The sequence below is a fragment of the Vibrio sp. RM-69-4 genome (assembly GCF_024743775.1).
GTDB classification, from domain to species: Bacteria; Pseudomonadota; Gammaproteobacteria; order Enterobacterales; family Vibrionaceae; genus Vibrio; species Vibrio anguillarum.
Window position 1 is genome coordinate 724456 of sequence record NZ_JAMQXI010000076.1, and the last position, 18167, is coordinate 742622.

Genomic DNA, 18167 nt, shown 5'->3' on the forward strand with positions numbered 1-18167 from the left:
GCTCCTTTTACCGTTACTCTTCGATGGTTGTGCCAGAAATGAACACTTCTTCTAGTGGAACATCTTGATGCATGCCCATAGAGCCTGTGCTCACGGCTTTTATTTTGTTCACAATATCCATACCTTCGATCACTTCAGCGAACACGCAGTAGCCCCAGCCATCTCGGCTTTCTGAACGAAAATCTAGGAATGTGTTGTTGTTCACGTTGATGAAAAACTGAGAACTTGCAGAGTGTGGATCCATAGTGCGCGCCATGGCAAGAGTACCGATCTTATTGCTTAGGCCGTTGTTGGCTTCGTTTTTAATCGTTGCGCGAGTTGTTTTTTCTTTTAGGCCAGAGGTCATGCCGCCGCCTTGAATCATGAATCCATCGATAACGCGGTGGAACAGAGTGTTATCGTAAAAACCGTCACGGCAGTACTGTAGAAAGTTTGCGCTTGTTTCTGGTGCTTTTTCTTCATTAAGTTGAATTTTAATATCACCAAAATTCGTGTGAAGGATGATCATGATAGTTACCTTTATCTATTTTTCGTTGAGGCCCGGATTTTAACTGAACTTTGGACACATTCAAATCAACAAATGTCTTTAGGGGCCGTATTATTGCGAGAGAATAAGGATGACCAAGCTAGGCTAGAGTTGTTATACTGTGAAGCCATTTTAGTTCAAACAGTTATTAGATAGAGATCATGCTGAAAATATATAACTCAATCACTAGACAAAAAGAAGAATTCAAACCAATTCATGCCAACAAAGTGGGTATGTATGTCTGTGGAGTCACCATTTATGATCTCTGTCATATTGGCCATGGTCGCACCTTCGTTTCTTTTGATGTGATTTCTCGCTACTTGCGCTACTTAGGCTATGACCTTACATTTGTGCGTAACATCACTGATATTGATGACAAAATCATTAAACGTGCTGCCGAAAATGGTGAATCTTGCGATTCGCTAACCGAGCGCTTAATCGCAGACATGCATGCAGATTTCGATGCATTGAATATGAAACGTCCAGATGTCGAGCCTCGTGCAACCGCTTATATCCAAGAAATCATAGGCTTGGTGCAACGACTGATTGAACGCGGTTTTGCTTACGTTGCTTCTAATGGCGATGTGATGTTTGAAGTCAACAAATTTGACGAATACGGCAAGTTATCCAAACAAGATCTCGATCAGCTTCAAGCGGGCGCTCGTGTTGATGTTGATCTTGCTAAGCGTAGCCCACTTGATTTTGTGTTGTGGAAAATGTCGAAGCCGGGAGAGCCCACTTGGGAATCCCCATGGGGAGAAGGACGCCCAGGCTGGCACATCGAATGTTCGGCGATGAATTCAGCGATTTTGGGTAACCACTTTGATATTCATGGTGGAGGCTCTGATTTGCAGTTTCCTCACCATGAAAATGAAATTGCTCAGTCATGCTGCGCACATGACACTCCCTATGTGAACACATGGATGCACAGTGGCATGGTGATGGTGGATAGAGAAAAAATGTCTAAATCATTAGGGAATTTTTTCACAATCCGCGATGTACTTGCTCACTATGATGCGGAAACGGTGCGCTATTTCTTGATGTCGGGCCATTATCGTAGCCAATTAAATTACAGCGAAGATAACCTAAAACAAGCGCGAGCCTCGCTAGAGCGTCTATACACAGCGTTGAGAGGGTTGGATTTAACCGTAGCAGTTGCGGGCGGTGAAGAGTATGTCAGTCGCTTTACGATAGCGATGAATGATGACTTTAATACGCCAGAGGCTTATTCCGTCTTGTTTGATATGGCACGTGATATCAACAAGTTGAAGACAGAAAATCTTCAGCAAGCCAGCGCTCTTGGCGCACTTATGCGTGAGCTTGCCGATGTGATTGGCATTTTGCATCAAGATCCAGAAGCGTTTCTTAAAGGGGACACTAATGGCGACGAACAAGTGGCTGAGATTGAAGCTTTGATCAAACTGCGTAATGACTCACGTGCAGCAAAAGATTGGGCTAATGCTGACGTGGCACGCGATAAGTTGAACGAACTCGGCATCATTTTAGAAGATGGCCCAAGTGGGACTACTTGGCGTCGTAAATAATCAGGCAGTTAACTTGTCGATGATGGGCTTGAACTTTATTGGTTAAGCCCATTTTGTTTTTCGTCCACGATTAAGGTTTTCATGTCAATTATTTTAGGTATAGATCCCGGCTCGCGAATCACAGGTTATGGTGTGATCAGGCAGCATGGACGATATTTGTACTATCTTGGTAGTGGATGTATTCGTACATCCGAAAAAGAGTTACCTGGTCGGCTCAAGCAAATTTACGCTGGCGTGACGGAAATCATCACACAGTTTCAGCCTGATGTTTTTGCCATCGAGCAAGTATTTATGGCAAAGAATGCGGATTCAGCACTCAAACTCGGGCAAGCAAGGGGCAGTGCTATTGTGGCGGCGGTGAATGCGGATCTTCCAGTCTATGAATATGCCGCTCGACTGGTTAAACAATCTGTAGTTGGTACGGGTAGTGCTGATAAAGCGCAGGTGCAACATATGGTCCAGCAAATGCTCAAATTATCGGCTAAGCCACAAGCGGATGCCGCAGATGCCCTGGGTGTGGCAATTTGTCATGCGAATACCAATAAAACCTTGATTGCGTTAGCTGGGCGGGCAAGCAGTGCTAAAAAAGGCCGATATCGCTGAAAAACCGATCTCGAGCGAGGTGGTATTTTTCTACTGGCTATACATCCAGTTATTTATTATCATCCGAGTCAAATAACCTCATTTCTCTAAGGAATTTCCTGTGATTGGACGTCTTCGCGGCATTCTGATTGAAAAGCAACCTCCAGAGCTATTGATTGAAGTCGCTGGCATTGGTTATGAAGTCCAAATGCCAATGAGTTGCTTCTATGAACTCCCTAAATTGGGCGAAGAAGCGGTCATTTATACCCATTTTGTGGTCCGAGAAGATGCGCAGCTTTTATATGGTTTCAACACGGTAAAAGAGCGAGCTTTATTTCGTGAAGTGATTAAAGCGAATGGCGTCGGGCCAAAATTAGGCTTGGGTATTTTGTCCGGAATGACGGCCGGTCAATTTGTTTCATGCGTTGAGCGTGAAGATATCTCCACATTAGTTAAGCTTCCTGGCGTGGGTAAAAAAACCGCTGAACGTTTGGTTGTTGAGATGAAAGATAGGCTGAAAGGTTGGGGAGCCGGTGACCTCTTCACTCCCGCTACTGACGCTGCGCCAGTCGATAACAATTCCTTGGAAGCGCTCACGAGCAATGCGGAAGAAGAAGCGATCAGTGCGTTACTTTCTTTGGGTTATAAGCCTCAACAAGCTTCTAAAGTAGTGGCACAAGTAATGAAGGCTGACATGACCAGTGAAGCGCTGATTAAAGAAGCCTTGAGAGCAATGGTATGATTGAAGCTGATCGCTTAATTGCCCCTGATAGCCCTATTTTTAAAGATGAAGATATTATTGATCGCGCGATTCGTCCCAAAAAATTAGCGGATTATCGTGGCCAAGATCATGTACGCAATCAAATGGAAATCTTCATTAAAGCGGCACAAATGCGCAGCGAACCACTCGACCATCTCCTGATTTTTGGCCCTCCAGGGCTTGGAAAAACAACATTAGCCAATATCGTTGCCAATGAGATGGAAGTGAATATCCGCACAACTTCTGGTCCGGTATTGGAAAAAGCAGGCGATTTGGCGGCATTACTGACTAACCTTGAAGAGAACGACGTTCTTTTTATTGATGAAATTCATCGATTAAGCCCGGTGGTTGAAGAAATTCTTTATCCCGCAATGGAAGATTACCAGCTCGATATAATGATTGGCGAAGGTCCAGCCGCTCGGTCCATTAAAATCGATTTACCCCCTTTTACGCTGATTGGGGCAACAACTCGCGCTGGCTCGTTAACCTCACCCTTGCGTGATCGCTTTGGTATTGTACAGCGCCTTGAGTATTACAAAATTGATGACCTACAGTACATAGTGCAAAGAAGCGCGGACTGTTTAGGATTGTCGATGGAAGCGGATGGTGCACTTGAAGTGGCTAGGAGAGCAAGGGGAACGCCTCGGATTGCCAACCGTTTATTGCGCCGAGTTCGAGATTACGCTGAAGTGAAAGGCAACGGGCACATATGTATAGAGACTGCAGATAAAGCGCTAAACATGTTGGATGTTGATAGCCAAGGTTTCGACTATATGGATAGAAAGCTATTACTAGCGATTATGGACAAATTTGGCGGTGGCCCTGTTGGTCTCGATAACCTAGCCGCTGCAATCGGCGAAGAAAAAGATACCATTGAAGATGTGTTAGAACCCTTTCTTATCCAACAAGGTTATTTACAACGGACACCAAGAGGACGAATGGCGACCGATCGCGCCTATCTTCACTTCGGAATTGAAAAATAAGTTTACACCTCATCGTCATTTTTAGGTGGTAAGCACAAAGTGTGAACTACATCTTATTTATGATAATTTTCTTATCACTAAAGAGTTAATGATGTGAAGTGTATTGTTAACTCTCTGTGTGATTCGTTGTATTAATTTCTATCCCTTTCACTAAATACTCACAACAATTTCATTCTTCCTTTGATGTGGATCATTTTGTTCTTTTTTTGTTCAGGTTTGCCGCGTGAAAATTGATGTAAATCAAGGCGTTTTTCTCCCATAAATCTTTTGAAACAACCTGCATTTAGAAGTAGTATTAGTCTCAGCTATATTAGCTGATGCTTAACAATTAACTAACCATAACGGTACATGCTTGCAACAAAATTCTGATATTTTTCAACATTTGATGAGGTTATATCACTGATGAATTTTGAGGAATTTTAACCCGTTCAGCATGTCAAAAGTGTCATTCAGCCGGCACAAAGGAGTTACCATGATTGACGTCGTTGATCTATCGCGGTTGCAGTTTGCACTGACAGCGATGTATCACTTCCTGTTCGTTCCATTGACTCTAGGTATGGCTTTTCTTTTAGCCATCATGGAATCTTTGTATGTAATGACTGATAAGCAAATCTATAAGGACATGACAAAGTTCTGGGGTAAGCTTTTTGGTATTAACTTTGCCCTTGGGGTGGCCACTGGCCTCACTATGGAGTTCCAGTTCGGTACAAACTGGTCATACTATTCCCACTATGTAGGTGACATTTTTGGCGCCCCTCTTGCGATTGAAGCACTTGTAGCCTTCTTTTTAGAATCAACCTTTGTCGGTTTGTTCTTCTTTGGTTGGGATAGACTATCAAAACGCCAGCACTTGGGCGTGACTTGGTTGGTTGCGCTGGGGTCCAATTTCTCGGCACTTTGGATCTTGATTGCGAATGGTTGGATGCAAAACCCAGTCGGCGCAGAATTCAATTTTGAAACTATGCGTATGGAAATGGTCAGCTTTGCTGAAGTCGTTTTCAACCCTGTCGCTCAAGTGAAATTTGTGCATACCGTCGCTTCTGGTTACACCACTGGCGCGATGTTCATTCTTGGTATTAGCTCATATTACTTGCTGAAAGGTCGAGACGTTGCGTTTGCACGCCGCTCATTCGCTATCGCTGCATCATTCGGCATGGCCGCTATTTTGTCCGTGATTGTGCTTGGTGATGAATCAGGATATGAAGTAGGTGAAGTTCAAAAAGTGAAGCTGGCTGCGATTGAAGCTGAGTGGCACACGGAACCTGCACCGGCTGCATTTACACTGTTTGGTTTGCCTAACCAAGACGCCATGCACACCGATTATGCAGTAAAAATTCCATACGTGATGGGTATTATCGCTACACGTTCTCTCGATACTGAAGTCACAGGGTTGCGTGATTTACGTGATGATCACGTCGATCGCATCCGTAACGGTATGTATGCCTATGGTTTACTAGAAAAACTTCGTGCGGGTGAAAAATCTCAAGCGAATATGGATGCATTTGACGAAGTGAAAGGTGACTTAGGTTATGGTTTACTTCTTAAGCGCTATACCGAAAAAGTGACGGACGCAACGGAAGAGCAAATTCAAGCCGCCGCCGATGATTCAATTCCAACCGTATGGCCACTATTTTGGTCATTCCGTCTGATGGTCGGTGTTGGTTTTGTGATGCTATTTGTCTTTGGTGCAGCATTTATTCAAACTTGTCGTCAGAAAATTGAGCAAAAACAATGGGTACTTAAAGCCGCCTTGTTCAGTATTCCTCTACCGTGGATTGCAATTGAAGCAGGTTGGTTTGTTGCTGAATATGGCCGTCAACCATGGGCTGTTGGTGAAATATTGCCGACCAATGTTGCCGCTTCTGCGCTAACTCTGGGCGAATTATGGACCTCATTGTTTGCGATTCTTGCACTGTACACTGTGTTCTTGATTGCTGAAGTTTACCTGATGGTTAAATTTGCTCGTAAAGGGCCTAGCAGCCTGAAAACTGGTCGTTATCACTTTGAGCAAAACGCAAACTCTGTTGAAGACAAAGTTAGCCGTCAAGTCGAAGCATAAGGCAGGGAGATAGAATAATGTTTGATTACGAAATCTTGCGACTAATTTGGTGGGTGCTGATCGGCGTACTGCTGGTTGGTTTTGCAATCACAGATGGTTTTGACATGGGCGTTGGTGCTCTTGTTCCCGTCATTGGTAAGAATGACAGTGAACGTCGTGTCATGATCAACTCTATTGCCCCACACTGGGATGGTAACCAAGTTTGGCTTATCACGGCAGGCGGTGCACTGTTTGCGGCTTGGCCGTTAGTCTATGCGACATCATTTTCTGGATTTTATTTGGCTATGATTGTTACATTGGCTGCATTATGGCTTCGTCCGATTGGTTTGGATTACCGTTCAAAAATTGAAGATCCAAAGTGGCGTAATACTTGGGATATCTGTATTTCAATTAGTGGTTTTGTACCACCAGTCATCTTTGGTGTTGCTTTTGGCAACTTACTACAAGGCGTGCCATTCCAACTCAGTGATTTCATGATGCCAACGTATCACGGTTCATTTTTTGGTCTGTTGAACCCATTTGCTCTGCTTTGTGGCTTAGTCAGCTTGTTTATGATTATTTTACAAGGTGCCGCTTGGCTACAGATGAAAACCACCGATGAGCTGCATGCACGCGCTCGTGGCGTCGCTCAACTAATGGGCTTGTTGGTTGCTGTTACTTTCGTCGCTGCAGGGTTTTGGATCCAAAACATCGATGGTTACGTGATTACCAGCGTCATTGATACACATGCCGCATCAAACCCACTCAATAAAGAAGTGATACGTGAGGCGGGGGCGTGGATGGCTAATTTCAACGCTTACCCATTACTATGGATAGCGCCAGCTTTGGGTGTTGCCATGCCACTACTTGCTGTGTTGGCGTCGCGTTTTGAAAAAGGTGGTCTCGCATTCTTGGCTTCTAGCTTAGCCAATGCGGGTGTGATTTTCACCGCTGGTTTTGCGATGTTCCCATTTATCATGCCTTCAAGCTTAGTACCAAGTAACAGCTTGACCATGTGGGACTCAACATCGAGTGAATTGACGTTGAACTTAATGACAGTGGTCGCTTTTGTAATGGTACCTATCATTCTTGGTTACACCACTTGGACTTACTACAAGATGTTTGGTCGTCTTGATAGCAAGTTTATTGAAGAAAACAAAAACTCACTTTACTAAGGAGCATAGATATGTGGTATTTCGCATGGATTCTAGGTGTGCTTTTAGCTTGTGCATTTGGCATCATCAACGCTCTTTGGTTAGAGCATTCTGAAATGATGGACAAAGACAGTGAGTAAACTTGCAATGCAAGTCACTGAGTACCATAAACTGGTTGATAAGACTCTGCTCAGAGTCTTATCGCTCTTGCTTGGTTTTTATCATATCGCCATGATTATGTGGGATCCCGAGTTGTATTCTCAGAGCATTGGTGGTTTTAACGCGGTTATTTCACCACTCATGATATGGGCGCTGTGTGCAAGTATGGTTTTTGGTGTTGGCTTTAGACCACGCAAATGGTTTTGGCAATTATTGTTTAGCCCCTACATTTCATTATCGATCTTAATTTACCTAACGATTATTCGACTAGTTTGATATTTACTGTGTATGAATAACCTGTCGAAGGTTGATTAACGACCCACATTAGTGCTGCCTCTTTGAGACAGCACTAATTTTTTGTTTCAAGTTTTGTAAAAGTCCACTCAATGCTTGTACTAACGTCAATGAGTTGCGTTATAGTATCCGCCTAAATCTGCATATGTGTTGGAACCTTTGTGCAAAATACAGCCTCAGCCTTTCATTGGCCTGTAACGATTTACTATGAAGATACGGATGCTGGTGGTGTTGTCTATCACTCAAACTATCTTAAATTCTTTGAACGAGCCCGAACTGAAATGTTACGCGCAGTTGGAGTGTCTCAGCAGACGCTTTTGCAGCAGAACATTGGTTTTGTGGTCAGGCACGTTGACATCGATTTTCTACAAGCTGCACGTTTAGACGATATGCTGACGATAAATACTGTGATTTCGGCATTGAAAAAAGCCTCACTGATCTTCTGTCAGGAGCTCGTCAATCCTGAAGGTAAAGTATTGTGTAAAGCAATAGTTAAGGTAGCATGCATCGACAATCAGAACATGAGGCCAAAAGCGATGCCTCAATCAATAATTTTGGAGTTAACCCATAGTGACTGCTGATATCTCAATTCTCGATCTGTTTTTGCAAGCCAGCTTATTGGTCAAGATGGTGATGCTAATCCTTTTGGGGATGTCTATCGTTTCGTGGGCGATGATCATCAAACGTAGTAAAGTCCTTTCCCAAGCAGAAAAGAACGCTGATGCTTTCGAAGACAAATTTTGGTCTGGTACTGACTTATCCGTTATTTATCAAGATGTCAAAAAGCGTAAAGATGAACTTTTGGGTACAGAAGAGATTTTTTACTCTGGCTTTACCGAATTTGCACGTTTACGCAAGACTAACGCCACTTCACCCGATTTCATCATGGAAGGGACGGGACGTGCGATGCGAGTTGCTGTCGCAAGGGAAGTGGACGAGTTAGAGACCAGTCTGCCATTTCTAGCGACCGTGGGTTCTATCAGCCCATACATTGGATTATTTGGTACGGTATGGGGAATCATGCACTCATTTATTGCGTTAGGTGCGGTGAAGCAAGCGACGTTAGCAATGGTGGCTCCTGGTATTGCAGAGGCGCTGATTGCGACCGCTATGGGTTTATTTGCGGCTATTCCTGCGGTGATGGCTTACAACAGGTTGAGCAATAAAGTCAGCAAATTAGAGCATAATTACGCCACCTTTTCTGAAGAATTTCATAGCATTCTTCACCGCCAAGCGATGGCTGGTAGGGAATAGACGATGGTGGGTTACCAGCGTAAAAAGCGCAAGTTGACAGCTGAGATTAACGTTGTCCCTTATATCGACGTTATGCTCGTGTTGCTGATTATTTTTATGGTGACATCGCCGTTTGTCACTCAAGGCGTTGATGTCGAGCTTCCTAAAACCACCACTTCAAAGTCAGCGGCTGATCTGAAAGGCGACAGTGATAGTAGTTTTATCATCGTGGAAATAGATAAAGAAGGTCGTCTCGGGTTGAGCGTAAATAATGAGGAAGTCGAGCGGGGTCTTTCGCTGCAAGATGTCATCATTAGAGTCAAAGCTGAATTGTCGTTGAAACCGGATTCACCGGTTGCGGTTGGCGGTGATGCTGCAACGCCTTATGCAGAAGTGATACTGGTTCTGGATGAATTGAATCGTGCGGGCATTTCAAAAGTAGGTCTGCTAACCGAAATTAAAGGATAGTTTGTACTGTTCATGAAAGATCATAAATCCAAAAAAAGCGATTACAAAAAGCCCATCATTATCTCGGCTGTTTTGCATATAGTGTTGATCATTGCTTTGTTATGGGGTTCGGATTTTAGCCTAACTAAGCCCGAGCCTGTAGGGCAGATGGTTCAAGCTGTGGTGATTGATCCACAACTGGTACAAAAACAAGCCCAACAAATTCGTAACCAGCGTGAAGCTGCTGCCAAAAAAGAGCAGGATCGGCTGGATAAGTTACGCCGCGAAAGTGAGCAGTTGGAAAAAAACCGCAAGGCGGAAGAAGAGAATATTCGCCAACTAAAAGAACAACAAGCTCAGGAAGCGAAAGCGGCCAGAGAAGCTGAAAAGCAACGTGCCGAAAAAGAACAAGAGCGTAAAGTGGCAGAAGAACGAGCTCGTAAAGAAAAAGAGCGGGCGGTAAAAGCGGAAACGGAACGTAAGATAAAAGAAGAAGCGGTAAAAAAAGCAGAGCAGGAGCGAATCGCTAAAGAGGCTGAAATTGCAAAAGCGGAAAAAGAACGCATTGCCCGTGAAAAAGAGGCAGAACAAGCTAAAGAGAAAGCTCGTAAAGAGCGAGAAGCAGCAGAGCGAGCCGAGAAAGAGCGAATAGCCAAAGAACAAGAGGCGAAGAAAGCGGCCGAAAATGCAAAAAAAGAGAAAGCACGTCTAGAGAGATTGGAGCGTGAACGCAAAGAACAAGAAGCGGCGCTGAATAACATTTTTTCTGGGTTAGAAACAGAAGCAGAGCAAAATAGTTCAGCTCGTTCTCAATTTGTAATGAGTGAAGCTCAGCGATATGGAGAAATTTATGTGCAGCTCATTCAACAAAATTTGCTGATTGAAGACAGTTTTAAAAGTAAACAGTGCAAAGTGAACCTACGGCTCATTCCAACGGGAACTGGAGCAATAGTCGGTAATCTAAGCATTATTGATGGTGACTCAAGGTTATGCGCGGCGACAAAACGTGCTGTGGCGCAGGTGGGGACGTTTCCGCTGCCCAAAGATGATCTTGATGTAGTCAATCAATTGAAAGACATTAATTTAACTGTAGAACCAAATTAAAAGGAAAAGCTTGTGTTAAAGCGATTGATGTTAGGATGCCTACTTGTCATCGCAAGTAGTGTACAGCTCGCCAACGCCGCATTGGAGCTTGTGATCACCGACGGCATTAATTCAGCAAGGCCGATTGCTATCGTACCGTTTAAGTGGGAAGGCAAAACAAAATTACCGCAGGATGTCTCTGCGGTGATCGCGTCAGATTTGCAACGTAGTGGTAAATTCAGCCCGATTGCGACCAGCAAAATGCCACAAACGCCTTACAATGAAACCGATGTGAAGTTTGATGCTTGGACCAGTATTGGTGTTGATGCTTTGCTCACAGGTAGCATTACGCAAAATGCAGAAGGTAACTATGTCATCAACTACCAACTGGTAGATGTAGTGCGTGGTCAACTGACACAAGGCCAAAGCAAAGCATTAAGTAACGATGGACAGTTGGTGCTTTCTAAAGATCATGTTTTATTCAATAAAGTTGCCACCGTACCAGCAAACCGAATGCGTGAGTATGCGCATCGAATTTCAGATTTGGTCTATCAAGAACTCACGGGTGATAAGGGTGCGTTTCTCACTCGTATTGCCTACGTGGTGGTCAACGACGATGAACAATATCCTTACCAGCTAAGGGTTGCTGACTATGACGGTTACAATGAACGTTTAGTACTTCGTTCAAAACAGCCTTTGATGTCACCGACTTGGTCACCTGATGGTAAGCAACTGGCGTATGTGAGCTTCCAAAACGGCCAAGCGGAAATATTCATCATGAATATTTATACTGGTGAAAGAGAGAAAGTGACCTCGTACCCACGCCATAATGGGGCACCGAGGTTCTCGCCAGATGGGAAAACCCTTGCTTTGGTGTTGTCTAAAACGGGCAGCTTACAGGTTTATACTCTGGACTTGGTAACCAAGAAGCTGAAACAAATAACGAGTGGCAGATCAAATAATACAGAACCGTTCTGGCATCCTGATGGTAAATCGCTAATATTTACTTCGGATCGGGGTGGTAAACCACAGATATATCAAGTAAATTTATCAGACGGTTCTACCAATCGTCTGACATGGCAAGGCAGCCAGAATTTAGGTGGACAAATAACGCCTGATGGTCGATTCCTTGTCATGGTAAACCGAAGTAATTCGGGTTTTAATCTGGCGAAACAAGATTTGGAAACTGGTTCAGTGCAAATTCTAACAAAGACTTTGCTCGATGAGTCTCCAAGTATTGCACCCAATGGTGGTATGGTCATATACAGTTCTATTTATAACAAAGCGAATGTACTTTCGATGGTGTCTATAGATGGGCGTTTCAAAGCTAGATTACCGGCAACAAATGGTCGCGTTAGGGCTCCTGCGTGGTCTCCGTTTTTATAGCAAGTAAGTATCAAAAAGTAAGGAAAAAAAATGCAACTTAATAAAGTTCTTAAAGGGCTACTGATTGCGCTACCAGTACTTGCAGTAACTGCATGTAGTTCAAGCGATGAAGCGACAAACGCTTCTGGTACTCAAACTAACCAGTCTACTTCAGGTTCAGCAAATAGCGTTGATACAACTGTAGTTTCTCCAATTGATGCGAATGGCCAACTCTCTGAACAAGAGCTAAAGGAACAAGCTCTTCGTGAAACTCAAACCATTTATTTCGCATTTGATAACGCGACAATTGCTGGTGATTACGAAGATATGCTTGCTGCACACGCAGCTTACCTAAGCAAAAATTCAGCAATGAAAGTTACCATCGAAGGCCATGCTGACGAACGTGGTACGCCTGAATATAACATCGCGCTAGGTGAGCGTCGTGCACAAGCTGTAGCGAAATATCTACAAGCGCTAGGTGTACAAGCTGACCAAATCTCGATCGTTAGCTATGGCGAAGAGAAGCCACTTCTTCTTGGTCAATCTGAAGAAGTGTATGCGAAGAACCGCCGCGCGGTTCTCGTATACTAATCGAGGAATCGCCTCATGTTCAGTAACTTAAAGCGAATTGTAACGCTTACGTTACTGGCAAGTGCAGCGGGTCAAGTACTCGCTGCACCAGCTCCAGTATCCGATCTTAGCAATAGCTCTTCAGCAAGCACATCTCGTGCTCAACAATCATCATCTGAATCTAATGTACAACGTCTTGAACGTCTGCTTGAAAACCGTAATAGCGTTCAACTCAAAATGCAGCAGCAGCTCGATGATATGGCACTTGAAATCAGCGAACTACGTGGCCAGTTAGAGCGTAATAGCTACGATATGCAGCAAATGTTGCAGCGTCAGCGTGAACTCTTTATCGAGTTAGATCGCGTACGTGGCGAAATGAAGAATACAACCACAAGTTCGTCACAGCCGACAACGGACACTGATATTGCAGGAACGTTTAGCAGCAATGTTGATGAACAAACTGCCTATCAGAATGCGGTTGATTTGATCCTGAAGAAAAGGGATTACAGTGGTGCTATTGCAGCGTTTCAACAGTTTCAAAAAGATTATCCAGATTCTAATTTTGCGTCTAATGCCCATTATTGGTTAGGGCAGCTCTATTTTGCGAAAAAGCAGGATAAAGAAGCGACGCAAAGTTTTGCCGCCGTGCTCACTTACAGTGACTCCAATAAACGTGCTGATGCGCTGGTTAAGTTAGGTGACATTGCCAAGCGCAATAATAATACTGCGCAAGCAAATAAGTATTATCAGCAAGTTGTGGATGAATACCCTACAAGTGCGTCTGCCAAGGTTGCTAAAGAGAATTTGAATTGATAACAATTTGAGTTAATAAAAAGAGGCCTTGTGGCCTCTTTCTTCGACGGCACTATTTTATGAATCGCTTTTGATCCTTCGTTAGGTGCGGTGTACAATGCTCGGATTCTTGGAAGTTGCGTAGAGCAAGAGCAATGAGCCACATATTAGATACGATTGAAACTATTTATCCATTTCCGCCAAAGCCCATTCCACTAACGGTTGAGCAAAAACAAGCCTATACAGCAAGTATCAAACAACTCTTAAAAGAAAAAGATGCTGTATTAATTGCGCATTACTATACCGATCCTGAAATTCAAGCTCTCGCTGAAGAAACCGGCGGTTTTGTTGGTGATTCATTAGAGATGGCCAAGTTTGGTAATCGCCATCCTGCCAGTACATTGATCATCGCTGGTGTGCGATTTATGGGCGAATCAGCAAAAATCTTAACCCCTGAAAAACGCATTTTAATGCCAACCTTAAAAGCAGAATGCTCTTTGGATCTGGGGTGTCCTGCCGATAAATTCACAGAATTTTGTGATGCACACCCAGATCATACCGTTGTTGTGTATGCAAACACATCGGCGGCGGTCAAAGCTCGTGCCGATTGGGTGGTTACATCGAGCATTGCACTTGATATTGTTGAGCACTTAGATGCGGAAGATAAACCTATAATTTGGGGGCCAGATCGCCATTTAGGCTCATACATCGAGAAAAAAACGGGCGCAAAGATGTTGCTTTGGCAAGGTGAATGCGTAGTTCACGACGAGTTCTCTGCCGATGCATTGCGTAAGATGAAAGCACTGTATCCTGATGCAGCCATCCTTGTGCATCCAGAATCACCAGCCAGTGTGGTAGAACTTGCGGATGCTGTAGGCTCTACAAGCCAGTTGATTAAGGCAGCAAAATCCTTACCTCAACAGAAAATGATTGTGGCGACCGATAAAGGCATCTTTTTTAAGATGCAGCAGTTAGTCCCTGAGAAAGAATTGATTGAAGCACCGACGGCAGGGGCAGGGGCAACATGCCGAAGCTGCGCGCATTGTCCTTGGATGGCGATGAATGGTCTTCGAGCGATTGAGTCAGCTCTTATGGAAGGCGGTAAAGATCACGAAATTTTCGTCGATGAAGCCGTGAGAGTGAAATCACTCATCCCATTAAACCGTATGTTGGATTTTGCTGAACAGTTAAATTTGCAAGTCAAAGGGAATGCCTAATTCCTTTCGGCGGTAGTGGATGAAAAAAGGCTCTTATTCAGAGCCTTTTTTATCGCAAGCAAATTGATTTGAAATTAACGTTATTCGAAAATAAAACTATTCAAAAACAAAGTTATTGCTCTAGTGCCAACTGAGCGCCGCGTTGCGTTAAGCCACACAACATCACAGGTATGGCCTGATAGATTTCTTCAAACTGGTCGAGTCCTTGCATACCTTGTTGGGAAAGTGTTGCCAAGGACGTCTCAGGATCATAAAGCATACTCAGCGAAAGGAGCACGCCCCCAAGTAGCGCATTATCTTGGCTATCTTCAGGCATTAACGTTTCCCAATCATCACGCGTAAGTTGCCAACCTTGAAGAAAACCTTCACAAAAATCACGGACATGTTCAGTCACTATTTCTTGTTCATCGAGTGAGCAACCAGTAGGCCAGCTCCATTGATTTTCGAGCAAAGCAGGGCGATAGTCATTCCACATTTCAACGATCAGTTGGAAATAGGTTTCTAGCTGTTTGCCTTCGCTAAATGGCGCGATCTCTTCTCCCCCCCATAGAAAAGGGAGCCATTCCTCTGGCGGGAGCAAGTTAGGCGCTGACGCCATGGATGCGACAAAACCTTGAGTTTTGGCCTCATTAAGCAATTTATCTTCTAGTTCGGGTTGGGTAAGGAGTTCTTGTAAATTCACAGCAGATCCCATCAGTTGCCGAGTGTATTTGCAGCCATTTTAACTTTAAAGCGATACAATGTGCGAATTTTGCTGATAATTTGTTGGCTTTAGTGAGGTTTTACAACAATCAACATATTGCTCGCTGAGATTGTTCACTATAATTTGCACAAAAGAAAAAATTGAAAGGATTTATGAGAGCACCTATTTCATTGAAGAAGAAGAGCATTATCGCCCTTTCTTTTTATCTCTGCTTTTTTATTGCGATCACAGGTACCGTTACTTATTGGGTTGTCGAAGCGCCACTACGAGCTGAATTAAAACAGAATTTAGATCTTCGTGCAGAAGTGTTATCAGCCCAAATTCGCGAACCTCTCAACCGTTCTATTGGTGTGCTCCAAAGCATTGTGAGCCTTGGGCAAGCTGCAACCAACCAAGCTGAGCAAGACAGAATGCTCTCTTCGCTGTTCACTATACTTGATGATGTTGTCGTCAGTGGTGGGCTATGGCCGAAACCCTACAGCATTAATGCATCGCAGCGATACAGTAGCCTGTTTTATAATCGAGCCGCTGACGGTCAAGTCGACAAATTGCATTCTTGGAACAATCAAGAAGCGCATGGTTACGATAACGAAGAGTGGTACAACGCAGTAAAAGAGAAGCCTGTCGGTAGTGTGGTATGGTCAGAAGTCTATGTTGATGCCTATACGCACGTTCAGATGATCACGGCTTCATCGCCCTATTACGTTAACGGTGAATTTGCTGGAGTAGCAACAGTCGATCTGTCATTGGCGGGGTTAGCCACATTTATTGCCAGTCAAGCGGAGCTTTATAACCTTGGCGTATCCTTAAGTGATTCGGGGGGCTCCCTGATCACTGAACATAATTTTATAATACGTGAAGAAGCTAACGTAAGTCATTTCGGTTTTGGTGATTTTGAATGGCGAGTTGATGTTATTAATGCCCATCGGTTAGTGAATGACGAAGTGTTTGATCTGGTGATGAATGTCGAACGGAGTATCATTCCGATCCTTTTAGTTTGCGTTATGATCGGTTATTACTTGATCAATCAATATGTGATCAAACCGATTACCATCATCGCCAAAAAAGTGAGTGATTCTAAACAGGGCGGTATTATTGATATGCCGTATCGAAGCCAAGATGAGATCCGCCAGCTTATCGATTCATTTAACCAAAAAACCGTTTATCTTGAAGCGGAAAAAGTGAAAGCTCAAGCTTCCACTCAAGCCAAAAGTGCCTTCTTAGCAACCCTGTCACACGAAATCAGAACTCCAATGAATGGTGTTTTAGGAACCGCGCAAATCTTATTGAAAACAGAGCTTTCCCCAGAACAGAGGCAACACCTTAATAGTCTGTATGAGTCTGGCGAGCACATGATGGTGCTGCTTAACGAAATTCTCGATTTCTCCAAGATTGAACAAGGGCGATTAGAACTTGATAACACCCGTTTCCCCTTGGATTCACTGATTGGTAGTATTAACAGTGTTTACCATACCTTATGCAATGAAAAAGGACTGCAGTTTAGGATTTACAGCGATATTGTTCACGATCGCTGGTATTACTCAGATAAAGCACGATTGAGACAGATTCTGTTTAATTTACTTAATAATGCGGTCAAGTTTACCTCTCACGGCTTTGTCGAAGTGACTCTAAAAGAGCAGCAGATGGAAGATAAACGGTATCTTTCTATTCGGATACGGGATTCGGGGATAGGTATAGCAAAAGAGGCTCAGGAAAAAATATTCCGCCCATTTGAACAAGCTGAATCATCGACGACAAGGCGTTTTGGTGGAACGGGGTTGGGCTTAGCGATTGTAAAACAAATTGTAGAGCTAATGGATGGGACAGTCACGGTAACCAGTGAGTTAGGAATTGGTACCAGTTTTCACGTTATGCTAGCGATAGAAACAACGACGCCCGGGACCATTGAAGTCAAGCCACGTCGCAAGCTTAATTACCAAGGACTGAAAGCTCTCATTGTGGAAGATAACCGGACCAACTCTATCATTATCGAAACCTTTATGAAGAATAAAGGGTTTACATGCGATTGTGTTGAGAATGGTGAATTGGCAATTCAAGCGGTTGTTGGCGGGAATTATGACCTGATATTGATGGATAACCATATGCCCGTAATGGATGGCGTCGAAGCGGTGTCTGCGATTCGGATCTTAGTTGGGGAGCAACGTAATGTGCTCATTTTTGGTTGTACTGCTGATGTTTTCAAAGAAACTCGTGAACGAATGTTGTCGGCCGGCGCTGATTATATTGTCACCAAACCCATTGATGACAATGAATTAGATGATGCTCTTTTCCAATTTGTCGAAAAACTGTACCAATATCATCCAGAGTCCTCTATGCCGCTAAAGATAGGCTCAGCAGAGGAATCATTGGTGACGTTTTATATGGCCGTGGAAGATCAAAACATAGAACTTGCATTAGCCATGATTCAACGTTTGATACAACAGTTGCCGGAGATTGAAAATACTCATATTCATCAAGTGTTAATCGATACCCAAACAAGCTTAGAAAAACACCAGTTACCTACACAGCAGCAAGTCGATTTGCTAACGGTATTGCTTTCCGATTTTTGTAATTAAATAACCATTTTGAGATTTAGTAAGAATGCGTTGTAACAGGAATTTAAAGAATAGCGTTAGATTCTAGTTTCCGATTCAAAATTGGTTATAAATTTACCTAAGTTAATTAAAATTGGTCACTAAATCTACAAAATATGTGTT

At 43.6% G+C, this 18167-nt stretch carries 19 protein-coding genes; 17 read left to right on the forward strand and 2 right to left on the reverse strand.

Annotated features, from left to right (window positions below):
* Positions 1–13: 13 nt before the first annotated feature.
* The gene (locus NB504_RS15515) at positions 14–508 is read right to left on the reverse strand and encodes a peptidylprolyl isomerase (RefSeq protein ID WP_010319203.1); all 495 of its coding nucleotides are present in this window, start codon (positions 506–508) and stop codon (positions 14–16) included.
* 179 nt (positions 509–687) lie between these two features.
* Here NB504_RS15515 and cysS point away from each other — a divergent pair, with 179 nt between their 5' ends.
* The 16 genes from cysS to nadA all read left to right on the forward strand — a co-directional run bounded on the left by cysS (position 688) and on the right by nadA (position 14747).
* Positions 688–2070, forward strand: coding sequence for a cysteine--tRNA ligase (gene cysS / locus NB504_RS15520; protein ID WP_258429254.1), 1383 nt, complete (start codon positions 688–690; stop codon positions 2068–2070).
* 81 nt (positions 2071–2151) lie between these two features.
* Positions 2152–2673, forward strand: a complete 522-nt coding sequence (gene ruvC, locus NB504_RS15525; RefSeq protein ID WP_013856565.1) for a crossover junction endodeoxyribonuclease RuvC — start codon at positions 2152–2154, stop codon at positions 2671–2673.
* Positions 2674–2773: 100 nt separating this feature from the next.
* The gene (gene ruvA, locus NB504_RS15530; protein ID WP_013856566.1) at positions 2774–3394 is read left to right on the forward strand and encodes a Holliday junction branch migration protein RuvA; all 621 of its coding nucleotides are present in this window, start codon (positions 2774–2776) and stop codon (positions 3392–3394) included.
* Positions 3391–4395, forward strand: coding sequence for a Holliday junction branch migration DNA helicase RuvB (gene ruvB, locus NB504_RS15535; RefSeq protein ID WP_017042275.1), 1005 nt, complete (start codon positions 3391–3393; stop codon positions 4393–4395). The genes ruvA and ruvB overlap by 4 nt, the downstream gene beginning before the upstream one ends.
* A 472-nt stretch (positions 4396–4867) precedes the next feature.
* Positions 4868–6454 (forward strand): cytochrome ubiquinol oxidase subunit I, encoded by a 1587-nt coding sequence (gene cydA, locus NB504_RS15540; protein ID WP_047688312.1) that lies wholly within the window; start codon positions 4868–4870, stop codon positions 6452–6454.
* 17 nt (positions 6455–6471) lie between these two features.
* Positions 6472–7608, forward strand: coding sequence for a cytochrome d ubiquinol oxidase subunit II (gene cydB, locus NB504_RS15545; protein WP_013856570.1), 1137 nt, complete (start codon positions 6472–6474; stop codon positions 7606–7608).
* A gap of 11 nt (positions 7609–7619) precedes the next feature.
* Entirely contained in the window at positions 7620–7727 is a 108-nt protein-coding gene (gene cydX / locus NB504_RS15550) for a cytochrome bd-I oxidase subunit CydX (protein WP_000270284.1), read from the forward strand.
* On the forward strand, positions 7720–8022 hold the full coding sequence (gene ybgE, locus NB504_RS15555) for a cyd operon protein YbgE (RefSeq protein ID WP_013856571.1): 303 nt from the start codon (positions 7720–7722) through the stop codon (positions 8020–8022). Before cydX ends, ybgE begins: the two co-directional genes overlap by 8 nt.
* A 179-nt stretch (positions 8023–8201) precedes the next feature.
* Positions 8202–8621 (forward strand): tol-pal system-associated acyl-CoA thioesterase, encoded by a 420-nt coding sequence (gene ybgC / locus NB504_RS15560; RefSeq protein WP_017042272.1) that lies wholly within the window; start codon positions 8202–8204, stop codon positions 8619–8621.
* The gene (gene tolQ, locus NB504_RS15565) at positions 8611–9294 is read left to right on the forward strand and encodes a protein TolQ (RefSeq protein ID WP_013856573.1); all 684 of its coding nucleotides are present in this window, start codon (positions 8611–8613) and stop codon (positions 9292–9294) included. Before ybgC ends, tolQ begins: the two co-directional genes overlap by 11 nt.
* Before the next feature lie 3 nt (positions 9295–9297).
* Positions 9298–9741: a protein TolR gene (gene tolR, locus NB504_RS15570; RefSeq protein WP_094127162.1), complete on the forward strand. Its 444-nt coding sequence runs from the start codon at positions 9298–9300 to the stop codon at positions 9739–9741.
* 12 nt (positions 9742–9753) lie between these two features.
* Positions 9754–10824, forward strand: a complete 1071-nt coding sequence (gene tolA, locus NB504_RS15575; RefSeq protein ID WP_258429256.1) for a cell envelope integrity protein TolA — start codon at positions 9754–9756, stop codon at positions 10822–10824.
* Between the two features lie 27 nt (positions 10825–10851).
* The gene (gene tolB, locus NB504_RS15580; protein WP_405054820.1) at positions 10852–12189 is read left to right on the forward strand and encodes a Tol-Pal system beta propeller repeat protein TolB; all 1338 of its coding nucleotides are present in this window, start codon (positions 10852–10854) and stop codon (positions 12187–12189) included.
* Positions 12190–12219: 30 nt separating this feature from the next.
* Positions 12220–12759 (forward strand): peptidoglycan-associated lipoprotein Pal, encoded by a 540-nt coding sequence (gene pal, locus NB504_RS15585; protein WP_013856577.1) that lies wholly within the window; start codon positions 12220–12222, stop codon positions 12757–12759.
* A gap of 15 nt (positions 12760–12774) precedes the next feature.
* Positions 12775–13551 carry a tol-pal system protein YbgF gene (gene ybgF, locus NB504_RS15590; protein WP_017048054.1) on the forward strand — a complete coding sequence of 259 codons (777 nt, stop codon included), beginning with the start codon at positions 12775–12777 and terminating at the stop codon, positions 13549–13551.
* Between the two features lie 134 nt (positions 13552–13685).
* Positions 13686–14747 carry a quinolinate synthase NadA gene (gene nadA, locus NB504_RS15595; protein WP_026028138.1) on the forward strand — a complete coding sequence of 354 codons (1062 nt, stop codon included), beginning with the start codon at positions 13686–13688 and terminating at the stop codon, positions 14745–14747.
* Positions 14748–14859: 112 nt separating this feature from the next.
* On the opposite strand, the gene NB504_RS15600 is transcribed toward nadA, so the two are convergent.
* Entirely contained in the window at positions 14860–15441 is a 582-nt protein-coding gene (locus tag NB504_RS15600) for a UPF0149 family protein (protein ID WP_017045210.1), read from the reverse strand.
* Positions 15442–15590: 149 nt separating this feature from the next.
* Between NB504_RS15600 and NB504_RS15605 the strand changes: the two genes are divergently transcribed.
* Positions 15591–18026, forward strand: a complete 2436-nt coding sequence (locus tag NB504_RS15605) for a hybrid sensor histidine kinase/response regulator (RefSeq protein WP_013856581.1) — start codon at positions 15591–15593, stop codon at positions 18024–18026.
* Positions 18027–18167 lie beyond the last annotated feature (141 nt).